This is a genomic window from Streptomyces sp. NPDC005281 (assembly GCF_040607495.1).
Classification (GTDB): Bacteria; Actinomycetota; Actinomycetes; order Streptomycetales; family Streptomycetaceae; genus Streptomyces.
Genome location: NZ_JBEXGX010000009.1, coordinates 181,393 through 204,114 on the forward strand (window position 1 = coordinate 181,393; position 22,722 = coordinate 204,114).

The 22,722-nt window shown below is 72.8% G+C and carries 16 protein-coding genes, 1 other RNA gene and 4 pseudogenes; 9 read left to right on the top strand and 12 right to left on the bottom strand.

The window, feature by feature from the left end; translation table 11 throughout:
• Positions 1-9: 9 nt before the first annotated feature.
• A complete protein-coding gene (locus tag ABZV42_RS15350; protein WP_355985127.1) occupies positions 10-1,191 on the bottom strand; it encodes a serine hydrolase domain-containing protein in 1,182 nt (393 codons plus the stop codon).
• Positions 1,137-2,549, bottom strand: coding sequence for a multidrug effflux MFS transporter (locus tag ABZV42_RS15355; RefSeq protein ID WP_355985126.1), 1,413 nt, complete (start codon positions 2,547-2,549; stop codon positions 1,137-1,139). Before ABZV42_RS15355 ends, ABZV42_RS15350 begins: the two co-directional genes overlap by 55 nt.
• A gap of 80 nt (positions 2,550-2,629) precedes the next feature.
• On the opposite strand from ABZV42_RS15355, the gene ABZV42_RS15360 reads away from it, so the two are divergent.
• Positions 2,630-3,640: a Gfo/Idh/MocA family oxidoreductase gene (locus ABZV42_RS15360; RefSeq protein WP_355985124.1), complete on the top strand. Its 1,011-nt coding sequence runs from the start codon at positions 2,630-2,632 to the stop codon at positions 3,638-3,640.
• 325 nt (positions 3,641-3,965) lie between these two features.
• Here the strand turns inward: ABZV42_RS15360 and ABZV42_RS15365 are convergent, their stop codons facing one another.
• Entirely contained in the window at positions 3,966-5,159 is a 1,194-nt protein-coding gene (locus tag ABZV42_RS15365) for a serine hydrolase (protein WP_355985122.1), read from the bottom strand.
• Positions 5,160-5,515: 356 nt separating this feature from the next.
• Here ABZV42_RS15365 and ABZV42_RS15370 point away from each other — a divergent pair, with 356 nt between their 5' ends.
• Both ABZV42_RS15370 and ABZV42_RS15375 read left to right on the top strand, forming a co-directional pair.
• The gene (locus tag ABZV42_RS15370; RefSeq protein WP_356052177.1) at positions 5,516-6,985 is read left to right on the top strand and encodes an ABC transporter permease; all 1,470 of its coding nucleotides are present in this window, start codon (positions 5,516-5,518) and stop codon (positions 6,983-6,985) included.
• Between the two features lie 91 nt (positions 6,986-7,076).
• Positions 7,077-7,748 (top strand): annotated as a pseudogene (locus tag ABZV42_RS15375) (ABC transporter ATP-binding protein); the annotation flags it as partial.
• A gap of 325 nt (positions 7,749-8,073) precedes the next feature.
• On the opposite strand, the gene ABZV42_RS15380 reads toward ABZV42_RS15375, so the two are convergent.
• Positions 8,074-8,400 carry a nuclear transport factor 2 family protein gene (locus ABZV42_RS15380; protein ID WP_355985119.1) on the bottom strand — a complete coding sequence of 109 codons (327 nt, stop codon included), beginning with the start codon at positions 8,398-8,400 and terminating at the stop codon, positions 8,074-8,076.
• 132 nt (positions 8,401-8,532) lie between these two features.
• Between ABZV42_RS15380 and ABZV42_RS15385 the strand changes: the two genes are divergently transcribed.
• The 3 genes and pseudogenes from ABZV42_RS15385 (at position 8,533) to ABZV42_RS15395 (ending at position 11,368) form a co-directional block, all read left to right on the top strand.
• Complete coding sequence (locus tag ABZV42_RS15385) at positions 8,533-9,078, top strand: DoxX family membrane protein (protein WP_356052179.1); 546 nt, start codon at positions 8,533-8,535, stop codon at positions 9,076-9,078.
• Positions 9,079-9,296: 218 nt separating this feature from the next.
• Positions 9,297-9,599 (top strand): annotated as a pseudogene (locus ABZV42_RS15390) (MazG-like family protein); the annotation flags it as partial.
• 374 nt (positions 9,600-9,973) lie between these two features.
• Positions 9,974-11,368, top strand: coding sequence for a hypothetical protein (locus ABZV42_RS15395; RefSeq protein WP_356052181.1), 1,395 nt, complete (start codon positions 9,974-9,976; stop codon positions 11,366-11,368).
• Between the two features lie 72 nt (positions 11,369-11,440).
• Here ABZV42_RS15395 and rnpB read toward each other — a convergent pair.
• The 4 genes and pseudogenes from rnpB to ABZV42_RS15415 form a co-directional block, all read right to left on the bottom strand.
• Positions 11,441-11,854: RNase P RNA component class A (gene rnpB / locus ABZV42_RS15400), an RNA gene on the bottom strand.
• A 70-nt stretch (positions 11,855-11,924) separates the two neighbouring features.
• Positions 11,925-12,752: pseudogene (locus ABZV42_RS15405) on the bottom strand (DMT family transporter); the annotation flags it as partial.
• 14 nt (positions 12,753-12,766) lie between these two features.
• Entirely contained in the window at positions 12,767-13,639 is an 873-nt protein-coding gene (locus tag ABZV42_RS15410) for an AraC family transcriptional regulator (protein ID WP_355985112.1), read from the bottom strand.
• A gap of 104 nt (positions 13,640-13,743) precedes the next feature.
• Complete coding sequence (locus ABZV42_RS15415; RefSeq protein WP_355985110.1) at positions 13,744-15,177, bottom strand: RNB domain-containing ribonuclease; 1,434 nt, start codon at positions 15,175-15,177, stop codon at positions 13,744-13,746.
• A gap of 393 nt (positions 15,178-15,570) precedes the next feature.
• Between ABZV42_RS15415 and yaaA the strand changes: the two genes are divergently transcribed.
• Together yaaA and eda are read left to right on the top strand one after the other, a co-directional pair.
• Positions 15,571-16,371, top strand: a complete 801-nt coding sequence (yaaA, locus tag ABZV42_RS15420) for a peroxide stress protein YaaA (RefSeq protein ID WP_355985108.1) — start codon at positions 15,571-15,573, stop codon at positions 16,369-16,371.
• A gap of 359 nt (positions 16,372-16,730) precedes the next feature.
• Entirely contained in the window at positions 16,731-17,375 is a 645-nt protein-coding gene (gene eda, locus ABZV42_RS15425; protein ID WP_355985105.1) for a bifunctional 4-hydroxy-2-oxoglutarate aldolase/2-dehydro-3-deoxy-phosphogluconate aldolase, read from the top strand.
• Between the two features lie 104 nt (positions 17,376-17,479).
• Here the strand turns inward: eda and ABZV42_RS15430 are convergent, their stop codons facing one another.
• Positions 17,480-18,496, bottom strand: a complete 1,017-nt coding sequence (locus tag ABZV42_RS15430) for an NAD(P)-dependent alcohol dehydrogenase (RefSeq protein WP_355985102.1) — start codon at positions 18,494-18,496, stop codon at positions 17,480-17,482.
• Positions 18,497-18,626: 130 nt separating this feature from the next.
• On the opposite strand from ABZV42_RS15430, the pseudogene ABZV42_RS15435 reads away from it, so the two are divergent.
• Positions 18,627-19,427 (top strand): annotated as a pseudogene (locus ABZV42_RS15435) (helix-turn-helix transcriptional regulator).
• A gap of 35 nt (positions 19,428-19,462) precedes the next feature.
• On the opposite strand, the gene ABZV42_RS15440 reads toward ABZV42_RS15435, so the two are convergent.
• From ABZV42_RS15440 to ABZV42_RS15450, 3 genes are read right to left on the bottom strand one after another with little or no spacing between them, the layout of a single operon-like run.
• Complete coding sequence (locus ABZV42_RS15440) at positions 19,463-20,920, bottom strand: bifunctional RNase H/acid phosphatase (RefSeq protein WP_355985098.1); 1,458 nt, start codon at positions 20,918-20,920, stop codon at positions 19,463-19,465.
• An 11-nt stretch (positions 20,921-20,931) separates the two neighbouring features.
• Complete coding sequence (locus ABZV42_RS15445) at positions 20,932-21,675, bottom strand: C4-type zinc ribbon domain-containing protein (RefSeq protein ID WP_355985231.1); 744 nt, start codon at positions 21,673-21,675, stop codon at positions 20,932-20,934.
• Positions 21,672-22,523, bottom strand: coding sequence for a Nif3-like dinuclear metal center hexameric protein (locus ABZV42_RS15450; RefSeq protein ID WP_356052184.1), 852 nt, complete (start codon positions 22,521-22,523; stop codon positions 21,672-21,674). The genes ABZV42_RS15445 and ABZV42_RS15450 overlap by 4 nt, the downstream gene beginning before the upstream one ends.
• Between the last annotated feature and the right edge of the window lie 199 nt (positions 22,524-22,722).

A 22,722-nucleotide genomic window follows, 5' to 3' on the forward strand; every position in this document is an offset into this window, starting at 1 on the left:
CCGATTCTCTCAGGTGCCGCGCACCGCCCGCCGCAGCCGTGTGGCCGCCGCCGCCCGGGGCGCGTTGTCCGCCGGCCGGCGCCGGGGGTGGACCGTGTTGGCCAGCAGGACCAGGAACGTGTCCGTCGCCGGGTCCAGGACCAGGGAGGTGCCGGTGAACCCGGTGTGGCCGGCCGCGCCGCGGCCCGCGAGGGTGCCCATGAACCAGGGCTGGTCGAGGGCGAATCCGAGGCCGGGCCGAGTGAGGAGCAGTTCGACGAAGTCGGGGCCGAGGATGCGCGCCGGGCCGTACGAACCGCCCGCGAGCAGGGTGCGGCAGAACACGGCCAGATCGCGCGCGGTGGAGAACAGCCCGGCGTGACCGGCCACCCCGCCGAGCGCCCAGGCGTTCTCGTCGTGCACCACGCCCCGCAGCATGCCCCGGTCCGCCTTGGCCCACGGCCGCCGCTGGTCCTCCGTGGCCGCCGCACCGGGGCAGGGGCCGAAAGTGGTGGAGTTCATCCCGAGCGGACGCGTGATGCCGTCCCGGACGAGGACGTCGAGCCCCCGGCCGGTGACGCGTTCCAGCACGTACTGGAGGAGGAGCAGGTTGACGTCCGAGTAGCGGTACTCGCCCGGCTGCGACGAGGGAGCCTCCGCCCGCAGCAGTGCCAGCCGGGCGGTGTCGTCCTGGCAGTCGTACAGCGGGAGTTCGGGGCGCAGCCCGGAGGTGTGGGTGAGCAGCTGCCGTACGGTGACGCCGTGCTCGCGGGCCGCGCGGAACTCCGGCAGGTAGGCGCCGACGCGCGCCTCGATGCCCAGCGTGCCGCGCTCCAGCTGCTGCACCGCGGCGACCGCCGTGAACAGCTTGGTGAGGGAGGCCAGGTCGAAGGGCGTGTGCACGGTCATCGGCACACGCGCTGCCGGCGGCAGTTCGATCCCGGTGTCCTTCACGGCGTCGTGGGCCGCGTAGCGGACCGCCCATCCCGCCGCCTCCTCGACGGCGATGACCGGGCCCCGCCCCGCGGCCACCACGACGCCCGCCGCCCAGGGGTCGGCCCCGCGGGTGAGGGCGCGGACCTCGTGGACCAGCTGCCGCAGTTCACCGGAGTCGAGTCCGGCCCGTTCCGGCGTACCGGTCCGCAGTCTTGGTGCGCTCAGCTCCCCGCCGCCTTTCCGTCCGAAGTGCGTGCCGTCCGCAGGGGACGGCACAGTCCCATGAAGCAGCCGACGGCCACCAGTGCCGCCGCCAGCTGGACGACGGCCATCGGAACGGCGGTGTGCTCTCCGGCGATGCCGACGAGCGGTGAGGCCACCGCGCCGATGAGGAAGGAGGAGGTGCCGAGCAGCGCGGAGGCGGAACCGGCCGTGTGGCGCACGCGCATGAGGGCGAGCGCCTGGGTGTTGGGCAGGGCGAGGCCCATGGCGGACATCAGCACGAACAGCGCGGCGGCGACCGGGGCGAGCCCGACCCGGCCGAGGGCGCCGGTGGACATGAGCAGCAGCGCGGCGGCGGCGAGGACGACGAGGGCGAGGCCGGTGGCGAGGACCTTCTCGAGGGCCACCCGGCCGACGAGCAGTTTGCCGTTGATCTGCCCGGCGATCACGAGGCCGACGGAGTTCGCCCCGAAGAGCAGGCTGAAGGTCTGCGGGGAGGCGCCGTACAGGTCCTGGATCACGAACGGGGAGGCCGCGATGTAGGCGAAGAGGGCCGCGAAGGTGAAGCCGCCCGCGAGCATGTACCCGGCGAAGACGCGGTCGGCGAGCAGCCCGCGCATGGCGCCCAGCGCCTCCCCGACACCGCCGCCGTGCCGGTCCGCGGGCCTGAGCGTCTCGGGCAGTCTCGCCCAGACGAGGGCCGTCAGTGCGACGCCGACGACGGTGAGGACCACGAACACGCCCCGCCAGTCGGTGAAGCGCAGGATCTGTCCGCCGATGAGCGGCGCGACGACCGGGGCGACACCGGAGATCAGCATGAGGGTGGAGAAGAAGCGGGCCATGGCCACGCCGTCGTACAGGTCGCGGACGACGGCGCGGGCGATCACTATCCCGGCCGCGCCGGCGAGTCCCTGGACGAGCCGCAGGGCGACCAGGAGGCCGACGTCGGGCGCGAGGGCGCACAGGGCGGTGGCGAGGACGTAGACGACGAGGCCGGCGAGCAGCGGCCGCCGGCGGCCGAACCTGTCGCTCATCGGCCCGACGACGAGCTGCCCGAGCGCCATGCCGGCGAGACAGGCGGTGAGGGTCAGCTGCACCGTGGAGGCGGGAGCGTGCAGGGAGCGGGTGACCGCCGGCAGCGAGGGCAGGTACATGTCCATCGCGAGCGGCGGTGTGGCGGTGAGCCCGCCGAGGACGAGGGTGACGAGGAGTCCGGTGCGGCCCGGGCCGCCGGGTCCGGCGTGCGGTCGCGGTCCGGCGGTTTCGTCGTGCGGTCGCGGTCCGGCGGTTTCGGCCCCGGCGGCCGGCGACGCCGCCTCGGCGACCGCGGGCGCGGTGCCCGCGGTATGTGCCCGCGATATGTGCCCTCGCGGGTCTTCCTGGTCCCGCCCGGTGCGGCCACGCTCGGTCATGTGCCCCCCTCTCCGAAAGATGCGGCCCCTATGCTCTCAGTTCGAACAGCGGGTTCGGACTCACGGATCAAGGGGTGGGCATGACGGGCGAGCGTGAACGCGTGCGGTGGGGGATTCTGGCGACCGGCGGGATCGCCGCGGCGTTCACGGCGGATCTGGTGGACATGCCGGACGCCGAGGTGGTGGCCGTCGCCTCGCGCTCGGACGCCCCGGCGAAGGCGTTCGCGGAGCGCTTCGGGATTCCTCGGGCCTACGGGGACTGGGCGTCGCTGGCCGCGGACGAGGAGGTCGACGTCGTGTACGTCGCCACGCCGCACTCGGCGCACCGGGTGGCCGCCGGGATGTGCCTGGAGGCGGGCCGCCATGTGCTGTGCGAGAAGGCGTTCACGCTGAACGCCCGGGAGGCCGGGGAACTGGTCGCGCTCGCCCGCGGGCGCGACCGCTTCCTGATGGAGGCCATGTGGATGTACTGCAATCCGCTGGTCGGACGGCTGAAGGCGCTGGTCGACGCCGGGGTGATCGGTGAAGTGCGCACGGTGCAGGCCGACTTCGGTCTGGCGGGGCCGTTCCCGCCCTCGCACCGGCTGCGGGACCCCGCGCAGGGCGGCGGTGCGCTGCTCGATCTCGGGGTCTATCCGGTGTCGTTCGCGCAGCTGCTGCTCGGGGAGCCCTCGGACATCGTCGCGAGAGCGGTGCTCTCGGACGAGGGCGTCGATCTCCAGACGGGTGCACTGCTCTCCTTCGAGAGCGGTGCTCTGGCTTCGGTGCACTGCTCCATCAACGGTGGCACGCCCGTCGCCGCCTCGGTCACGGGCTCCGCGGGCCGTATCGACATCCCCGGCGGCTTCTTCTTCCCGGACCACTTCGTCCTGCACCGCGACGGCCGCGAGCCGGAGACCTTCCGCGCCGATCCCGCGTCCGGCCCCCGAAACAGCCTCAAGCACGAGGCCGCCGAGGTGATGCGTGCCCTGCGCGCCGGCGAGACCGAGTCCCCGCTCGTCCCGCTCGACGGCACCCTCGCCGTGATGCGGACGCTCGACACGATCCGGGACCGCATCGGCGTCCGCTACCCGGGCGAGGCGGGCGCGTAGCTCGCCGGACGCGGCGCGGCACACGGCCTCGGCGCGGCACAGCGGACGCGGCCGGGATCCACGTACGGCGGAGCCCGGTGGTTCACCAAGAAAGGGTCAACGCCTCAACCCTCACATACGGAAGCCGAATCTCCGGACCATATAAGCCGTTGGTGCGCTTATGCTCATCATCTCCCCCATCAGAGCTTCACAGTTGGAGCACACGACTTCGGTACGACCACGGTCCACACCGATGGGGGAGGTGGCAGTCGCTCCGCGGCCCGGTTGGGGGCGGACCTCGCGCAGGACCGCGAGGTGTGCGCCGGACCGCGGGGCGACTGTCCCGTCATCGGCGCCTGCGGCGGCCTTCCGCCTCGGCCGGATCGGCCGGCTCCTCGGCGGACCGGCGCCTGCGGCTGCGCAGCGCGAGCGCGCCGCCCGCGAGGAGCGCCACCGCCGCCCCGGCCCCGCCGGTCAGTCCCCACGGCACACCGTCCGAGTGCGCGGCGGCGGCCCGGGCCGGAGCGCCCGCCGCGGCCTTCGCCGCCTTGTGGGAGGGCGCCGCGCTCGCGCCGCCCTCGCTGAGCGGATTCACCAGCGTGCCGACCGGCCCGGCGTGCGCGCCCTTGCCGAAGCCCCAGTCGAGCAGCTGGGCCGTCTCCTCGTAGACGCCGCTGCCGCCGCTCTTGGGGTGCATCACCGTCACGAGCAGGGTCCGTCCGTCGCGGGTCGCCGCTCCGGTGAAGGTGTTGCCCGCGTGGCTGGTGTAGCCGTTCTTCACCCCGATCAGCCCGTCGTACGGCCGCACGCCCCACGCGCCCGTCAGCAGACGGTCGGTGTTCTGGATCTGGAAGGTCTTCTTGCCGCCGGCCGGGAAGTCCGCGGTCTTCGTCGAGCAGTAGCCGCGGAAGTCGGCGTCCGCGAGACCGTGCCGGGCGAAGAGCGTCAGGTCGTACGCGGAGGACAGCTGGCCCTTGTGGTCGAAGCCGTCGGGGCTGACCACATGGGTGTCCAGGGCCTGAAGGTCCTTCGCGAGCGCCTGCATCTCGGCGACGGTGGCCGGGATGCCGCCGTTCATGTGGCTGAGCACGTGCACCGCGTCGTTGCCGGACCGCAGGAAGACGCCCTGCCACAGCTGCTCGACGGTGTAGGTGATGCCGGGCTTCACGCCGACGAGGCTGGAGCCCGCGGGGACGTCGGCGAGGTCGGCGTCGACGACCTTGTACGTCTCGGCGCGCTCGAACTTCTTCAGCACGGCGTCCGCGAACAGCATCTTCAGCGTGGAGGCGGGCGGGAGCCGCAGATGCGCGTTGTACGAGGCGAGCACCTCACCGGTGGTGTGGTCCGCGACCAGCCAGGAGCGGGCCGTCAGCCGCTTGGGCAGCCCCGGCGCGCCGCTCGTCTGGATCCCGGGGCGGGCCAGTCTCGCGCCGCCGACCGCCGCCGTGGCGTACGCGGTGGTGGCCGTCGCGGCGGCGAGGGGGACGGCGGCGGCGAGGCCCAGAGCGGCACGACGGGAGAGCCCGGAAGAATCACGCATCCCGGGACCGTACAAAGTCCGTCCGGCAAGCCTGACAGCGGGGTGACAAAGAGAAGGAACGCCGATTCCAAAGCGGCGGCAAAACCGGCGCGCGAGGGCCGGCCCCGCCCGCCGGAACCGGTCACCTGCCCCCCGGAGGCGCCCTCGGCAGGCCCGCACGTGCCACCGCGGGACCACTCAACAGCGGTTTCCTGGCAAAGAGCCCTCGAAAGACTGAGAATGGGCTGTCTGACCCAATATTGAATCCGGGGTCCGGATTCTCAGCCCTCACACATCTCTTACTCAGCCCGACTCAAAGGTTTCTCCATAGTTTTTGGCCGCGCCCACCGGGGCGCCAAGAACCTTTGAGGAACGGGATGTTTGGCATCTATCTCAAGCGTGAACTGAGCCGGCGCAAGAAGGCGGCGCTGGTGATCGCCCTGGGTCTGGCGCTCGGTATCGCGCTGGTGATCACCGTCAACTCGGTGTCGGCCGGCATGCAGCAGGCCCAGGACAAGGTCCTGAAGTCGCTGTACGGGCTCGGTACGGACATGACGGTCACCAAGGCCCAGACGGCACCGACGGGCAACTCCTCGGGCCGCCCGAAGTTCGACTTCAACGCCAAGTCCGACAGCAGCAAGACCCAGAGCTCGGACCGGGTGATGACCCAGGGCGGACAGTCCCTGAAGTCCTCGCTGGTGACCGAGGTCGCCGCGCAGAAGGGCGTGTCGAGCGCGGTGGGCGCGCTGAGCCTGAACGTCACCAAGGTCGACGGCTCCTTCACCCAGGGCAAGGCGAAGTCCTCGACCTCGAGCTCCTCCCAGCAGGGCGGACCCGGCGGCCAGAACGGCGGCGCCAGCACCGGCGCGCCGCAGGTGCAGGGCGGCGGCGCCTCCTTCGACGTGAACTCGTACTCCGTCGCGGGCGTCGACGTGACCCAGCAGGGTCTCGGCCCGCTGGCCACCTCGAAGATCACCACCGGCAGGACGTTCACGGCCGCGCAGACCTCCGCGAAGGTCGCGGTGGTCAGCAAGTCGTACGCCAAGGAGAACAAGTACAAGGTCGGCAAGACCTTCAAGATCTCCGGCACCAAGTACACGGTCATCGGCATCGCGACGCCCGACAGCAGCGAGTCGACCACCGACGTCTACCTGCCGCTGAAGCAGGCGCAGACGCTCGGTGACGCCAAGAACAAGGTCACCACGATCTATGTGAAGGCGACCGACTCCAAGCAGATCTCCACGGTCAAGGCGACCATCCAGAAGAACATCTCCGGGACGACGGTCACCACCTCCGCCGACCTCGCGGACACCGTCTCCGGCTCGCTGTCCACCGCCTCGAACCTCGCGACGAGCGTCGGCAAGTGGCTGTCCGTCGCGGTCCTGATCGCCGCGTTCCTGGTCGCGGCGCTGCTCACATCCTCCGCCGTCTCCCGCCGGGTGCGCGAGTTCGGCACCCTGAAGGCACTCGGCTGGCCGTCCCGCAAGGTCACCCGGCAGGTCGTCGGCGAGTCCATCGTGAACGGACTGCTCGGCGGCGCCCTCGGTATCGCCCTCGGACTCGCCGCGGCCTACACCGTGACCGCGATCAGCCCGAAGCTGACGGCGGAGCTCGGCTCCACCGGCGGCGGAGGCATGGGCGGCGGCCCCGGCGGCGGCGGTCCCGGCCAGCAGGCGGCCTCCGCGGCCAAGAACACCATCGACATAGCCCTCACCGCGCCGGTCTCGGTGACCACGATCGCGCTCGCCGCGGGCCTGGCCATCACCGGCGGTCTGATCGCCGGCGCGATGGGCGGCTGGCGCGCCTCCCGGATGCGCCCGGCGGACGCGCTCCGCAGCGTCTCCTAGCCCGCTCCCCGGCAACACCCCTTGAACGGGGGCGCCGCGACCACTCCCCCGGGCCGCGGCGCCCCCACCCCCTCATCCTCGGAGAAGCCTCATGTACAAGCTCACCGGCGTCACCAAGCGCTACACGCGGGGCAAGGAGACGGTCGAGGCGCTGCGCGGCGTCGACCTCACCATCGAGGACGGCGACCAGCTCGTCATCCAGGGCCCCACCGGCGGCGGCAAGTCGACGCTGCTCCAGATGATCGGCGGTCTCGACCGGCCGACCTCCGGCAACGTCGAGCTGGACGGCGTCGACCTCGGCTCCATCAGCGAGGCCAAGCTGACCCGGCTTCGGGCCGAGAAGATCGGCATCATCTTCCAGTCGTTCAACCTCATCCCGACGCTGAACGCGCAGGAGAACGTCGAGACCGCCCTCGTACCCCTCGGGGTCAAGCCCGCCGAGCGGCGCGAGCGGGCCGCCGAGGCACTGCGTTCGGTCGGCCTCGGCGAACGGCTCACGCATGTCCCGACCGAGCTGTCCGGCGGTCAGCAGCAGCGCGTCGCCATCGCCCGGGCGCTCGTCAAGAAGCCGAAGGTGCTCCTTGCCGACGAGCCGACCGGCAACCTCGACGAGGGCACCCGCGACGACATCATGGGGCTGCTCGAAGGGCTGTGGCACGAGTACGGGCTGACCTTCATCATGGTCACCCACGACTCCTCCATCGCCCGCCGCGCGCCGCGCCTCGCGACCATCAAGGCCGGCCAGATCACCCTGACCGAGCAAGCCGGCGCCCGCCGGACCGTCCCCGGACAGGACGGCCGGCCCCACCTGCCGGGGCAGGGCCAGTACGGCCGGCAGCAGCTCGCGCAACAGCAGTACGCGCCCGAGCAGTTCACACAGGAGCAGTACGGCGCGGCCCAGGGCTACTGAGCCCGGCGGCGGCCCCGGCCGCCCGCACCCACCCTCGCTCGGCACCCGCCCCACCCGGGACCTGCCCAGCTCGGCACCCGCCCCGCTACGCCGTCTCCTCGCGGCATCCGGGCCGCTCACCGTCCGCGCACGCCGTCGGCCTCGGTCGACCGCGCCTCGGTGAGCGGCCCTTCGGCGATCAGGCCTGGCCGGTCTCGAAGCGGCTGATCCTGCCGCCGTCGTCGACGGTGAAGCTCCACCGGGTCTTCATCTCGCCCCAGGTGTCGTTGCTGTACCGCACGAGGAGGGAACGCCCGCCGGCGGACTCGCTGTCGACGTCCATGTGGCCGCGCGAGGAGAAGATCTCCCGGTCGGTCCAGTCGCCGAGGTCACGGTCGGAGCCGTCGTCCGACATGGTGGCGTCCGGCGCGAGGAGTGTCTCGAAGGCCTCCCGGTCATGGGCGTTCACCGCGGTGACGAAGGCCCTGACTGCCGGGTCGCTGAGTCGCGTTGTCTGAATGGTCATGCGAGCCACGCTCACACCGCCTCCCCGACCCCGCCACCCGAACGGCGGCGCGGGCCCGCCGGACCCGGTCGATCGGTGCGACGGTTGAGACCCGGGAGGAAACCGCTGCCGCTGTCTGGACTGGGAGTCACCGTGACCTGTATCGACCGGCGTGATCTTGGCCTGCTGCTGCTCCGTCTGAGCACGGGCGGGGTGCTGACCGCGCACGGAGCGCAGAAGCTGTTCGGCTGGTTCGGGGGCGGCGGCATCGAGGGCACCGGACAGGCCATGGAGGCCATGGGGTACGCGCCCGGGAAGGCGAGCGCGACAGCCGCGGGTCTCGCGGAGGCCGGCGGCGGAGTCCTCCTGGCGCTGGGGCTCGCCACACCCGCGGCCGGTGCCGCGGCGGCCGGCGCGATGGCGGGCGCGGCGGCGGTGCACCTGCCGAACGGGTTCTTCGTGCAGAGCGGCGGCTACGAGTACGCGGCCTCGCTCGGCCTGTCGGCGGCGGGCCTCGCGGTGACGGGCCCCGGCCGGCTGTCCCTCGACCATCTGATGGGCCACGCGGTGAACCGTGGCTGGATGGTGCCGATCGCACTGGGTACGACGGCGGCGGTCACCGCGGTGGTCGTGGGCGTCCGGAACAACCGGGTGCGTCAGGCGCGGGAGGGCAAGCAGGAAGCCCTGTTCGAGGAGTAGGAGTCGGCCCCGCGCACCCGGGGGAGGCTCGCCCCATGGCTGATCACCCCCCGGCGGACGACACCCCGTCCCCGTACACCGGCGCCGACATGTCCGTGCGCAACCCCGACGACCCGGCCGACGATCCGGCCGGTGACCCGCCCGACGACCTGGCCGACGATCCGGCCTGTGACCCGCCCGAGGTCCGCGCCGGGCGTGCAGGGCGCGTCGGCGACGGCATGGACCCCTGGGCCACGATCGACCGGCTGCACGCCTGGCTGGAGGCCGAGCGGGCGCACGGCGGCCGGGAGGGGCTGCTGCTGCGCGTCCTGAAGCTGTCGGAGGAGGTCGGCGAGGTCGCCCAGGCGGTGATCGGCGCGACGGGCCAGAATCCGCGCAAGGGTGTGAGCCACACCTGGGACGACGTCCGCTCGGAGCTGTGCGACGTGGTGATCACGGCGATGGTGGCGCTGCGCACGCTCGCGCCGGACGCGCGCGAGGTCTTCACCGCCCACCTGTCCTCGGTCGCCGCCCGCTCACTCGACGGCCCACCGACGCCGCCGCCCGCCACCGATCACACACCCGCAGGCCCACCGACTCGGACGACCGCCACCCACCACTCGCCGGCCACCCCGCCGACCGCGGCGTCCGCCGCCGACCGCGCACCCGACAACCCGCCGACTCCGACGACCACCACCCACCACACACCCGCCGCCCCGCCAACTCCGTTTTCCACCACCGGCCATCCGCCCGACGGTCCGTCAAAATCCTGACAAGGCGCGGCCTTTCAGTGAGCCCACGCGGCAAGCGCCTGCGGTGACCTGCACTGTTCACTCCGCGGAAAGATTCACGCGGCCTGATGTTGGCGGGCGCGGCTCAGCCTTCTCGTCGACGCAGAGCCGACGAAAGGGTCCCCGTGCAGGACTACGTTTTCTCCTCAGGCCGCAGGACCGCCGCCGTGATCGGCGGTGTGCTGACCCTTACGGCCGTGGGTCTGGGAAGCCAGGCGCAGGCGGCGAGTTACGGCACTCCGAACATCGCGCTGTCCGCGTCGTATCTGTCGGGCGCGGTGGGCGCCACCGGAGATCCGGCCGTGAACGTGACCGTCGCGCAGAGCGGGGCCGACACCGCCGCGCTGGCCGTGACGGTCAGCAAGAGCAGCAAGACCGCGGTGGCGGCCACGGGCGACGCCACCGTCACCGTCACCGGCGCCACCCGGCAGCTCGTGGTCGCCGCGCGCGGCCAGGGCTACACCGACCTCACCGTGAAGGTGACCGGTGTCGACGGCCAGACGGCCACCAAGACGCTGCACTACGCCGCGTCGGCCTCCGTCCAGAACGCCGCCGACACCCGGTACTTCAGCGGCTCCAGCGACGCCTCGGCGGCCGTCGACGTGGGCGGCGGCTACGCGGTCGTCGCGGACGACGAGTCCAACACCCTGCGCCTGTACGACCGTTCGAAGTCCGGGGCTCCGGTCAAGACGTGGGACTTCACCTCCAAGATCGGCGTCTCCAAGGAGATGGACCTGGAGGCCGCCACCCGCGTCGGCGACACGATCTACTGGACGGGCTCGCTCGGCAACAACAAGGACGGCGACTACAAGTCGGACCGCAACACCGTCTTCACGACCACGGTGAGCGGTTCCGGCGCCTCGACGACCCTGACGTACGGCCGTTCGTACAAGAAGCTGCGGGACAACCTCGTCTCCTGGGACAAGGCGAACGGCAACCGCTACGGCTTCGCGGCGGGCACCGCCTCCGGCGAGGTGCCCAAGCAGATCGACGGATTCAACGTGGAGGGCCTGGAGTTCGCGCCGGGCTCGACGACCACGGCCTACGTCGGCTTCCGCGCCCCGCTCGCCCCGGCGGTGCCCGGCGGCAAGGCGTTGATCGTGCCGGTCACCAACTTCGACAAGGTGCTGAGCAGCGGCTCCGCGGCCACCTTCGGCACGCCGATCGAGCTGGACCTCGGCGGTCTGTCGATCCGCGACATCCGCAAGAACGCGGCGAACCAGTATCTGATCGTGGCCGGTTCCTGGGCCGCCGACGACAACTCCGACCCGTACGCCCTCTACTCCTGGGACGGCGACCCGGCGCACGCGCCGGTCAAGCGTCTGGACCTGCCCACCTCGGACCCCGGCGGCTGGGAGGCGATCGTCGACGTCCCCGACCTCACGGTGTCCGGCGCCCGCGCCCAGCTGATCACCGACGACGGCTCGGCCGACCTGTACGGCGACGGCACCGAGGCCAAGGACCTGACCCACGACGAGTGGAAGAAGTCCCGGGCGACCTGGTTCACGGTCACGAACTGACCTGCGGGAGCGGGGCCCGTACACGCCTCAGGGCTCGGCCCCGGTCCGTGGACCGGGGCCGAGCCCTGAGGGCAGACGAGTCGGGCTGTACGCCGGGTTCTGTCGCCCGGTCGCCTCGCGGCGGCCGGGGAGACGGCCATCCATCTAGGGCCGGCGTTGCCGCCGGCCTCGTGCGGTCTACCCGCGGACTCGGGCGGGCAGCCCTCGAACGTCCGCGCAGAGCCGCCTTCTCCTGCGAGAGGGCGGCTCCTCTTGACCTTGCTCCGGGTGGGGTTTACCTAGCCGCCTGAGTCGCCTCAGGCGCTGGTGGTCTCTTACACCACCGTTTCACCCTTACCGGGAACCGGAGTTCTCGGCGGTCTACTTTCTGTGGCACTGTCCCGCGGGTCACCCCGGGTGGCCGTTAGCCACCACCCTGCCCTGTGGAGCCCGGACGTTCCTCGGGAAGGTCCACAAGAACCTCCACGCGGCCGTCCGCCCGGCTCGTCTGCCGTGCCGACCATGGTACCGGGCGGGCGGGACGCCGGGGACCGGCGGTCGCCGTGGCCAGGACGGAGCCCGCGAGGATGAGGGCGAAGGCGGCGAGGATCCCGGGGGTCAGGTGTTCGTCCAGGAGGAGGGCGCCCGCCGCGACCGCGACGGCCGGGTTGACGTACGTGATCACCGTCGCCCGGGTCGGGCCCGCCTCCTTGATCAGTTCCAGGAAGGCCACGAAGGCGACGGCCGTGCAGATGACGCCGAGGCCCGCGAGGGCGGCCAGGACCTGACCGGAAGGTATCGCCTCCGGCCGGGTGGCGGCCGCCGCGGGTGCATAGACCAGGGCCGCCAGCGCCAGGCAGGGGGCCGTCAGGTGCAGCGAGGGCACGTCCTTGAGGCGGCGGGCCACGATGACCGGCGCGGTGGCGTAGCCGATGACCGTCAGCAGCACCTCGACGAGGGACCGGGCGTCGCCGCCGGTCAGATGCGGTGCCGTGAGGACCGCGACCCCGGCCAGGCCGAGGGCGAGGCCGGTGACGCGCCGGGCGCCGAGCCGTTCCGAGTCGCCGAAGAAGCGGGCCGCGGCGACGCCGACGATCGGCACACCGGCGATCAGCAGGCCCGCGGTGGAGCTGGACAGATGGCGTTCGGCGTCGGTGAGGGTCCACCAGGGGACCATGATCTCGATGACCGCGAAGGCCAGCATCGGGCGCCAGTGGGCCCGTACGGTCGCCGTCAGACCGCCCTGGCGGATCGCGAAGGGGAGCAGCAGTACGGCACCGACCGCACAGCGTGTGAACACCACCACCGACGGGGACACCTCGTCCACCGCCACTTTGATCATCAGATAGGGGATGCCCCAGATCACTCCCATCAGGGAGAACAGAAACCAGCCGCGTGCAGTCATACGGGCAGTCTCGGTCACCGGCCCGAGGGGCGTCTTGAACGCTGTTGCGCTCCTGGCGCGGCCGGAAGCACGCTCGTGCGGTAGGCCGCCGGGGTCACACCGAGGACCCGGCGGAACCAGCGGGTCAGATGCGCCTGGTCGGCGAAGCCCACGAGTGAGGCGACCTCGGCGGGGCGCAGTCCGGACTCCAGGAGCCGGCGGGCCCGGTTCACCCGGTGCTGGGCCAGCCATGCGTACGGCGGTATCCCCGTCGTCGTACGGAAGGCGCGCAGGAGCTGATAGCGGGACAGGCCCAGGTCCGTGGCGAGACAGACGAGGGAGGGCGGGTCCTGGAGTTCGCCGGCCAGGCGGTCCCGTACGACCGCGGCGATGTGCGCGGCGCCGGGGACCTCGTCGCGGTCCGGGCGGGCCGTGGAGTGGCGCCGGGTCAGCGCGGCGAGCAGCCACGGGAGGCGGGACTCGGCCTCCAGCGGGTCGGGGCACAGGCTCAGTTCGGTGTGCGCGGCGCGCAGCGCGGCGGCGAGCCCGGGGTCGTCGAGCAGCCCTTCCGGGAAGTGCGGGAGACCGCCGACGGCGCCCTCGGAGAGCAGGGACGGCTCCGCGTACAGGGCGCGGTAGGCGTATCCGTCGCAGGCGGCGGGTCCGCCGGTGTGCATCTCGCCGGGGGCCAGCACGACGATGGACCCCGGGCCGGTCCGCAGGTGGCCGCCGCGGTAGCCGATGAGCTCCGAGCCGCCGACGCTGACGCCGATGGTGAACTCGTCGTGGGCGTGCGGGGCGTAGCGGTGCCGGTCGAAGCGGGCGGTCAGCAGGTCAAGGGGCCGCCCGTCCCGGCCGAGGGTGGCCCGGGTCCAGCGGACCTCTTCCTTGCCGGAGCGTCCGGTCATGGCCGCCTCTCCCCCTTGCCGCCGTGGTCGAACGCGTGGCCGTGTCCGCTCTACGCGTCCAACACCGGCGGCCCCCGTTTCCATGCCGCGGACGGGCCCGCGGATCAAGCGGGTTCGAACTGCGCCTTGGCCGTTCCGGGATCCGCCCGGGTGAGCCGGACCCGCAGGCGTTCCCCCAGGGGCAGCCCGGTCGTACCGCCGGAGATCCGGGCGAAGACCGCCGGGGACTCCAGCTGCACGGTGCCGACGGTGGGGTCGTGTTCCGTCACGTCGACCACGCAGGCCTCGAAGAGCTCGCCGACCCGGTCCTTGAGGAGTGCGGCCTCCACGATGTCGACGCACTCGCGCTCGACGGTACCCGCGCGCCGGCTGCCCTCGGCCATCTCCTTGGGCAGGGCGTCGAGTGCGGCGAGGACCCACTCGGGGGTCGGCAGACCGGCGGCGGCCGCGAGGCAGATCTCCGAGGCGTAGCGGTCGACGAGCCGGCGCAGCGGGGCGGTGCAGTGGGCGTAGGGCGCGGCGACGGCGGCGTGCGCTGTGACCTCTGGGAGCGCCCCGTCGCGGAAGACGGTGTACCCGGCGCCGCGCAGCAGGGTCGTGCACTCCTGGAGGAAGGCCGCGTGGTGCGGCAGGTGCGGGTCGAGGGAGCGGACGAGCTGCGCGTACGAGACGTGGTGGGGCCAGTCGATGCGCAGGGCCCGCGCGGTGCGGCGCAGCCGTCCGACGGCCCCGTCGGGCGCGGCGGGCAGTGTCCGCAGCACGCCGGTGCCGTGGTCGAGCATCAGCTCGGCCGCCGCCATCCCGGTGAGCAGGGAGATCTGCGCGTTCCAGCCGTCGGCGGGCAGCGGGGCCCGGTAGGCGAGTTCGTACGTCCCGTCCTTCTCGACGATCTCCTGCTCGGGCACGTTGAGCGAGATGCCGCCGCGCTCGGCCTCCAGTGCCTCGCGCAGGGTGCCGATGTCCTTGAGCAGGGCGACCGGTTCCTCCGCGGTCCCGTCGTCGATCCTGCGCTGCACGGTCGCGTAGTCCAGTTTGGCCCGGCTGCGGACGAGGGCGCGGCGGACGTCGGTGATCTCGGTGCGGCCGTCCGTGCCGAGGTCGATCGTCCACAGGACGGCCGGGCAGGTCTGGCCCGGGAGGAGGCTCGCGACGCCCTCGGAGAGCCGGGGCGGGTGGAGGGGGACCTTGGCGTCGGGGAAGTAGAGGGTCGTCACGCGCCGGTGCGCCTCGGCGTCGAGGGCTCCGCCGGGTGCAACGAAGGCGGCGACGTCGGCGATGGCGTACTGGACGCGGTAGCCGCCCCGCTCGCGGCGGGAGAGGTGCATCGCCTGGTCGAGGTCCTCGGACGTCGGGGGGTCGACGGTGAAGAAGGGGATGTCGGTCGCGTCGTACGCGGGCAGGCGGGCCGGCCGCCCGGCTTCGGCGAGGACGTCGGCCGGGAAACTCCCCGGCACGCCGAGCTCGGTCCGCAGCGCGGCGAGAGCGGCTCGCAGCGGAGCCTGCGGGGCACCGGTGACGCGGACGTGACGGCGAGGCATGGGTCGAGCGTAGGCCGGGGTCATCCGTTGAGCACGCGGAGCGGGGCGCCCTCCGGGCGAGGGGACCGGTTCGCACCCGCCCTGCGCCGGTGGCCGGTACCGCGCGGCGGAGGCACGACGGGGGCCCGCAGGTCCGGCAGGCCCCGCAGGTCCGGCAGGTCCGGCAGGTGCAGCAGGCCCGGCAGGTCCTGGCCGCGCCCGCAGGATCCGGCGCGTTCGGAGGGCCCATGCCGCGGGCGCGGCAGGGGGTGGCGCGTCCGGAGGGTGGGGCCGTGCCGTGGGCGCGGCAGGGGGTGGCGCGTCCGGAGGGTGGGGCCGTGCCGGGCGGAGGGGGCGTTCGGGCGTACGCCGTAGGCTGGCGGCGGTCCGTATCCACCGTGAGGAGAACCAACCGTGCTCGTGCTGCTGCCGCCCTCCGAGGGCAAGGCACCCTCCGGCCGGGGATCCGCGCTCAAGCCGGAGTCGTTGTCCCTGCCCGGTCTCGCGGGGGCGCGTCAGGCGGTCCTCGACGAGCTGGTCGAACTGTGCGTGGCCGACGAGGAGAAGGCCCGCGAGGTCCTCGGCCTGAGCGAGGGCCTGCGGGGCGAGATCGCGAAGAACACGGAACTGAGGACCGCGGGCACGCGCCCGGCCGGGGAGATCTACACGGGGGTGCTGTACGACGCCCTGGACCTGGCCACGCTGGACACTGCCGCCAAGCGGCGCGCGGGCCGTTCGCTGCTCGTCTTCTCCGGGCTGTGGGGCGCGGTGCGGGTCACCGACCGGATCCCCTCGTACCGCTGCTCGATGGGCGTGAAGCTGCCGGGCCTCGGTGCGCTGGGCGCGCACTGGCGTACGCCGATGGCCGACGCGCTCCCCGAAGCCGCGGGCGACGGGCTCGTGCTGGACCTGCGGTCCTCCGCGTACACCGCGGCGTGGCGGCCCACGGGTGAGGTGGCGGACCGGACGGCGACCGTACGGGTGCTGCACGCGCAGCTGGTGAACGGGGTCGAGAAGCGTTCCGTCGTCAGCCACTTCAACAAGGCGACCAAGGGCAGGATCGTGCGGAGCCTGCTCACGGCGAACGCCGCGCCGAAGAACCCGGCGGAGCTGGTGGAGGCGCTGCGGGATCTCGGGCACACGGTGGAGGCGGAGGCCCCCTCCCGGGCGGGCAGGCCGTGGGCGCTCGACGTGGTGGTGAGAGAGATCCGCTGAACGGCGCCCACCGAGACCGCCGTTACAGCCGCGCCCGTCCTGAGACCGCCTTAGCCGCGTCCGTCCCGAGAATGCCGTTACAGCCGCGTCCGTCCCGAGGTCGCGGTCCCAGCCGTGCCCACCCCGCCGCCGTGGTTGCAGCCGTGCCCGTCCAGGCCGCGATGACAGCCGTACCCACCCCGAGGCAGCGGTTCCAGTCTCGTCCACCCCGAGGCAGCAGTTCCAGTCGCGTCCACCCCGAGGCAGCGGTTCCAGTCGCGTCCGCCGAGATGCCGGCCCACAGCCGCGCCCGTCAAGCTGTCGTTGCAGCATGTGCAATGACCTTTGCGCAGGGTGCGTACCCCGGGCAGGATGAGGGCATGACGTCGTCCTCGCCCTCTTCTCCGCACGCCTCCGTGCTGGATCTCGCGCCCGTCGTCCCCGTCGTCGTGGTCGCGGACGCCTCCGACGCGGTGCCGCTGGCCCGGGCGCTGGTCGCCGGCGGGCTGCCCGCGATCGAGGTGACACTGCGGACCCCGGCGGCGCTCGACGCGATCCGGGCCGTCGCGGCCGAGGTGCCGGAGGCGGTGGTGGGCGCGGGCACGGTCCTGACGCCGGAGCAGGTGGCCGAGTCGGTGGCGGCGGGCGCCCGCTTTCTCGTCAGCCCCGGCTGGACGGACCTGCTGCTGGACGCGATGAAGGCGTCCGGGGTGCCGTTCCTGCCGGGGGTGTCCACGACCTCCGAGGTGGTGGCGCTGCTGGAGCGGGGGGTGCGCGAGATGAAGTTCTTCCCGGCGCAGGCGGCGGGCGGCACGGCCTACCTGAAGTCACTGGCGGGACCGCTGCCGCAGGCCCGCTTCTGCCCGACGGGCGGCATCGGCCCCGACTGCGCACCGGACTACCTCGCGCTGCCCAACGTAGGCTGCGTGGGCGGCAGTTGGATGCTCCCGGCCGACGCGGTCGCCGCCCGGGACTGGCGCCGGGTGGAGGACCTGGCACGGGCAGCGTCGGCACTGCGTCGGTAGTCGGGGCCCGGTCCAGTCCGGCTCGACTCGCCCTCGCCCTCGCCCGGACCGTTGCCCGGCCCTCGCCAGGACCGTTGCCCGGCCGCCTCACGCGCGGCCCCGGCTCAGCTCACCCGGATGACCACCTTGCCGAAGGCCGCGCCGCTCTCGTAGTACCGGAACGCCTCCCCCACCTCGTCGAAGCCGAGGACGCGGTCCACGACCGGGCGTGTCCCATGCAGCTCCAGGGCCCTGTTCATGGACTCGAAGTGCGCGCGGCTGCCCACGAAGACCCGGCGGATCGTGGCCAGGCTCGCCGCGTACGCCGCGTTGGAGATCTCGATACCGGGCCTGCGCTCGTTCCCGGTGATCAGCAGCACGATCTGGCCGTAGAGGGCGGCGGCGCGCATCGACTGCTCGATGGTGTCGGGCCCGTTGGTCTCCACGACCAGATCGGCACCCCGGCCGCCGGTCAACTCCCTTACGACATGCCCCCATTCGGGGTTTCGGACGTAGTCGACGACGTGGTCGGCTCCGAGTGCCTTGAGGCGGTCCGCCTTGGCTTCGCTCGATGTCGTCGCGATGACCTCGGCGCCGAGCATCTTGGCGAACCGCACGACGAAGAGGGACAGCGCGCCGGTGCCGAGGGTGAGCACGGTCTGGCCGGGGGTGAGCGGCTCGCCGCCCGTCAGGGAGTGCCAGGCGGTGACCCCGGCGCAGGGCAGACAGGCCGCCTCCTCCCAGGTCAGATGGTCCGGAACGCGTACCGCGGCCTCCTCGCCGAGACAGGCGTACTCGGTCAGCATGCCGTCGAGAGTGGCACCGGGCTGGTCGAAGCGGTCCGGGGTGATCCGGCCGTCCGGCCAGTTCGGGAAGTACGTGCTCGCCACCCGGTCGCCCACCGCGAACCGGGTCACCTCCGCCCCCACCGCGACGACCTCACCCGCTCCGTCGCTCAGCGGGATCACGTCCGGCACGGCCTTCAGCGGGTAGGTCCCCCTCAGGATCAGCAGGTCGCGCTTGTTGAGGGAGACGGCACGGACGCGGACGAGGATCTCGCGGGGCCCCGGTTCCGGGCGGGCCGACTCACGCGGCACAATCCCGTCGACGGTGCCGGGTGTTTCGAGGTGGTAGGCACGCATGTCCGCTCCCTGAGTGGGCTCCCGACCGGTCCCGTCCATGCTGGCCGGACCGGATGCCCCGCTCAATTCCCGGCGAGGTATGGCGAGTACCGCCGTGCCGCCGTCACAGCCGTGACGTACAACTGGTCGCATGACGACCGGTATCTCCGCCGAGCCCCCTCCCTTCGCCCGGGAGTTGCTGCGCTGGCGGCACGCGCGCAGGGTGAGCCAGCTGGAACTCGCCTCCCGCGCGGGCACGACCCAGCGGTACGTCAGTTTCATCGAGCGCGGGCGTTCGGTGCCCGGCAGAGAGATCGTGATCAGACTCGCCGAGTCGCTTGAGCTGACCCTGCGGGAGCGCAACGCGCTGCTCCTGGCGGCCGGTTACGCTCCCGCGTTCGCCGAGTCCTCGCTCGACGCGGCCGCACTGAAGCCCGTACGCGAGGCGCTGGACGGCATCCTCGAGGGGCATCTGCCGTATCCGGCGGTGGTGACGGGGCCGCGCGGTGAACTCGTCGCCGCCAACGCGGCGTTCGACGTCCTGTCCGAGGGAGCCGCTCCCGAGCTGCTGCGGCCGCCGGTGAACGTACTGCGGCTGGCCCTGCATCCACGCGGGATGGCGGCACGGGTGATGAACCTGGACGCCTAGGGCCGGCACATCGTGGAGAACCTGCGGGCCCGCTCCCTGCGCAGCCCCGACCCTGATCTTGACGCTCTGGTCGAGGAGTTGGCACGGTATGTACCGGCGGGCGAGCCCGGCACCGACCATCTCGGCTTCGCCGTGCCGCTGCGACTGCGGTGCCCGGAGGGCGAGTTGAGGCTGCTCACCACGCTCACGTCGTTCGCGACCGCGGTGGACGTCACGCTCGCCGAACTCCATCTGGAGGCGTTCCTCCCGGCCGACACCGAGACCGCCGGGATCCTCCGCGACCGCGCGGCCCGGCGGGGATGAGACCGACGCGACCCCGGAGTCGGCGCGATCCGGGGTCAGCGCAGATGTGAGGTGTCGTTGAACAGCCGGACACTCGCGTTGCCGTCCCCGTAGTACGCCACCGCCGACAGCGACGCCGCCGACAGCTCCATCCGGAACAGGGACTCCGGCGGGGCGCCGAGGGCCAGTCGTACGAGGGTCTTGATCGGGGTGACGTGCGTGACGAGCAGGACCGTGCGGCCGGCGTGGGCGGCGATCAGCTTGTCGCGGGTGGCCGCCATGCGGTGCGCGGTCGCGGCGAAGCTCTCGCCGCCGCCGGTCGGTTCCGCCTCCGGTGAGGCGAGCCAGGCGTTCAGGTCGTCCGGGTGACGCTCGCGGACCTCGCCGAAGGTCAGCCCCTCCCAGGCGCCGAAGTCCGTCTCGCGCAGGCCGTCCTCGATGGCGACGTCGAGGCCGAGCCGGGCGGCGACGGCCCCCGCGGTCTCGCGGGTCCTGGCCAGCGGGGAGGCCACGACGGCCTGGATGGTGCCGCGCGCCGCCAGCGCCGCGGCCACGCGCTCCGCCTGCTCCCGGCCCACGTCGGACAGCGAAGGATCGCTGCCGCCGCTGCCCGAGAACCGCTTCTGCGGAGTCAGGGGCGTCTCGCCGTGCCGCAACAGCACGAAGGTGGCGGGGGCGCCCATGTCGGGGGGTGCGCTCCAGCCTGCGGCGGGCGTGGGGCTCGGGGCGGCGGCCACGTTTCTCGCGGCCCGCCGGTCGTCGCCCGACCTCGCGGCCCGCGCACCGGCCTCCGGCTCCCTGCCCGGTGCGCCGCTCGGCGTCGGCGTGCCGGCCTGAGGGTCAGCGGCTTCGCCGCCGGAGAACAGGGTGGCAGCCTCGGCCGTCGGCCGGCTGCCGCTCGGTGTCGGCTGGGCGCGGAGTTCCTCGCGTCCCTTGCGGGGCGCGTCCGATCCCGCGGCTTCGCCGCCTGTGCGATGCAGGGCCGCGCGGGCCCTCGCCGCGCCCGCCGCCGCGTCGCCGGGCGGGCCCGTCGGCTCGGGTACAGCGGACCGTGCCGCGCGCGCGTCGAGTTCCGCCGTCGACGCCGACGGCGACCACGCCTCGCCTCGCTTGCCGGCGTCCATCGCCTCGTTGGCCAGCCGGTCCGCGTGCTTGTTGCGCTCGCGGGGCATCCACTCGTACGTGACCTGGGAGGCCGGAAGGACCCGGGCCGCCCGGGCCGCCAGGGGCTTCATGTCCGGGTGCTTGATCTTCCAGCGCCCGGACATCTGCTCGACGACGAGCTTGGAGTCCATCCTGACCCTGACCCGCGCGCTCGCGTCGAGGTCGCGGGCCGCCTCGAGACCGGCGACCAGGCCCCGGTACTCGGCGACGTTGTTGGTGGCGACGCCGATGTACTCGGCGCGCTCCGCCAGCGTCTCCCCGGTGGCCGCGTCGATGACCACGGAGCCGTAGCCCGCGGGCCCCGGGTTGCCCCGGGAACCTCCGTCGGCCTCGACGATGAACTCCCGCACGGCCGGACTCCCTACAGGCCGGACTCGGACGTGCGCACCAGGATGCGCCGGCAGTTCTCGCAGCGCAGCACGGTGTCGGGGGAGGCCGCCTTCACCTCGTTGACCTCGGTGATGTTGAGCTCCAGGCGGCAGCCCTCGCAGCGGCGCTGGTAGAGCCGGGCGGCGCCGACGCCACCCTGCTGGAGGCGCAGCTTGTCGTAGAGCTTGAGGAGATCGGCGGGCACCGAGGCGGAGATGACCTCGCGCTCCTTGGTGGCCGAGGCCGCCTCGCCGTCGAACTGCTCGAAGGCCGCGTCACGGCGCCCGGTCGCGTCGTCGATCTTCGCCTGGACGGAGGAGACGCGCTCGGTCAGCTCGGAGACCCGCTCCTGGGCGGACTCGCGGCGCTCCATGACCTCGAGGACGACGTCCTCCAGGTCGCCCTGACGCTTGGCGAGGGAGACGATCTCGCGCTGGAGGTTCTCCAGGTCCTTGGGGGAGGTGACGGCGCCCGAGTCGAGGCGCTGCTGGTCGCGGACGGCGCGCTGACGCACCTGGTCCACGTCCTGCTCGGCCTTGATCTGCTCGCGGGCGCAGTCGCTCTCCTCCGTCTGCGCGGCGACGAGCAGGTCGCGCAGCTGGGTGAGGTCCTTGTTCAGCGACTCGATCTCGGCGTGCTCGGGCAGCGACCTCCGCTTGTGGGCGAGCTGCTGGAGGCGGGAGTCGAGAGACTGGACGTCGAGAAGTCGGATCTGGTCGGCGGGCGCGGCGTTCAGTTGGGGGCTCCTGAGGTTTCGTTGTGTGAGGCCGCGTGGGCGGTCCAGGGGTCGGTGACCGTCCGGGAGACGTGGACGCGCAGTCCCCATCCCTTCCGGTCGGAGATCTCGTCGAGCTGGGCGGCGGCCAGCTCGCACCAGGGCCACTCGGTGGCCCAGTGCGCCGCGTCGAGCAGCGCGAGAGGACTGTGGGCGCGGGCCTCCGACACCGGGTGGTGCCGCAGGTCCGCGGTGAGGAACGCGTCCACGCCCGCGGCGCGCACGTCGTCGAAGAGGCTGTCACCGGAGCCGCCGCTGACGGCGATGGTCCGCACCAGCGCGTCGGGGTCACCCGCGACGCGGATGCCCTGGGCGGTGGCGGGCAGCCGCTCGGCGGCCCGCGCGGCGAGTTCGCGCAGGGTCAGCGGATGGTCCAGCTCGCAGACGCGGCCGAGGCCACGGCGTCCCTCGGGGTCGGTGGTGTCCGGCACGAGGGGCCGTACGACCCTGAGGTCGAGCGCCCCGGCCAGCGCGTCGCTGACTCCCGGGTCCGCGCGGTCGGCGTTGGTGTGGGCGACGTGCAGCGCGATGTCGTTCTTGATCAGCGTGTGCACGACCCGGCCCCTGAAGGTGCCGGCCGCCACGGTCGTCGTACCGCGCAGATAGAGCGGGTGATGGGTGACGAGCAGGCCGGCTTCCAGCTTCACCGCCTCGTCGACGATGTCCTGGACCGGGTCGACGGCGAACAGAACGCGCGTGACCTCCTGGTCTGGGTCGCCGCAGACGGTGCCGACCGCGTCCCACCCCTCGGCCCGCTCCGGGGGCCACAGGGCGTCGAGCGCGGCGATGACTTCAGACAGACGGGGCACGGGGAAAGGCTACCTGCCTCACGTCCCTCTCCGGCCGGTCACGGACCACGGACCCGTGCCGGGCGGGCGGCGGACGCGCGGGACCGTCGCCTGGGCGGCGGGCGGAACACGGTTCCGGCCGTTCACCGCGTACGCATCCCGCCATCGTTCAGCACATCCGCTCCGTTCCCTCAGGCGAATCCCGACTTGGCCACCCTTA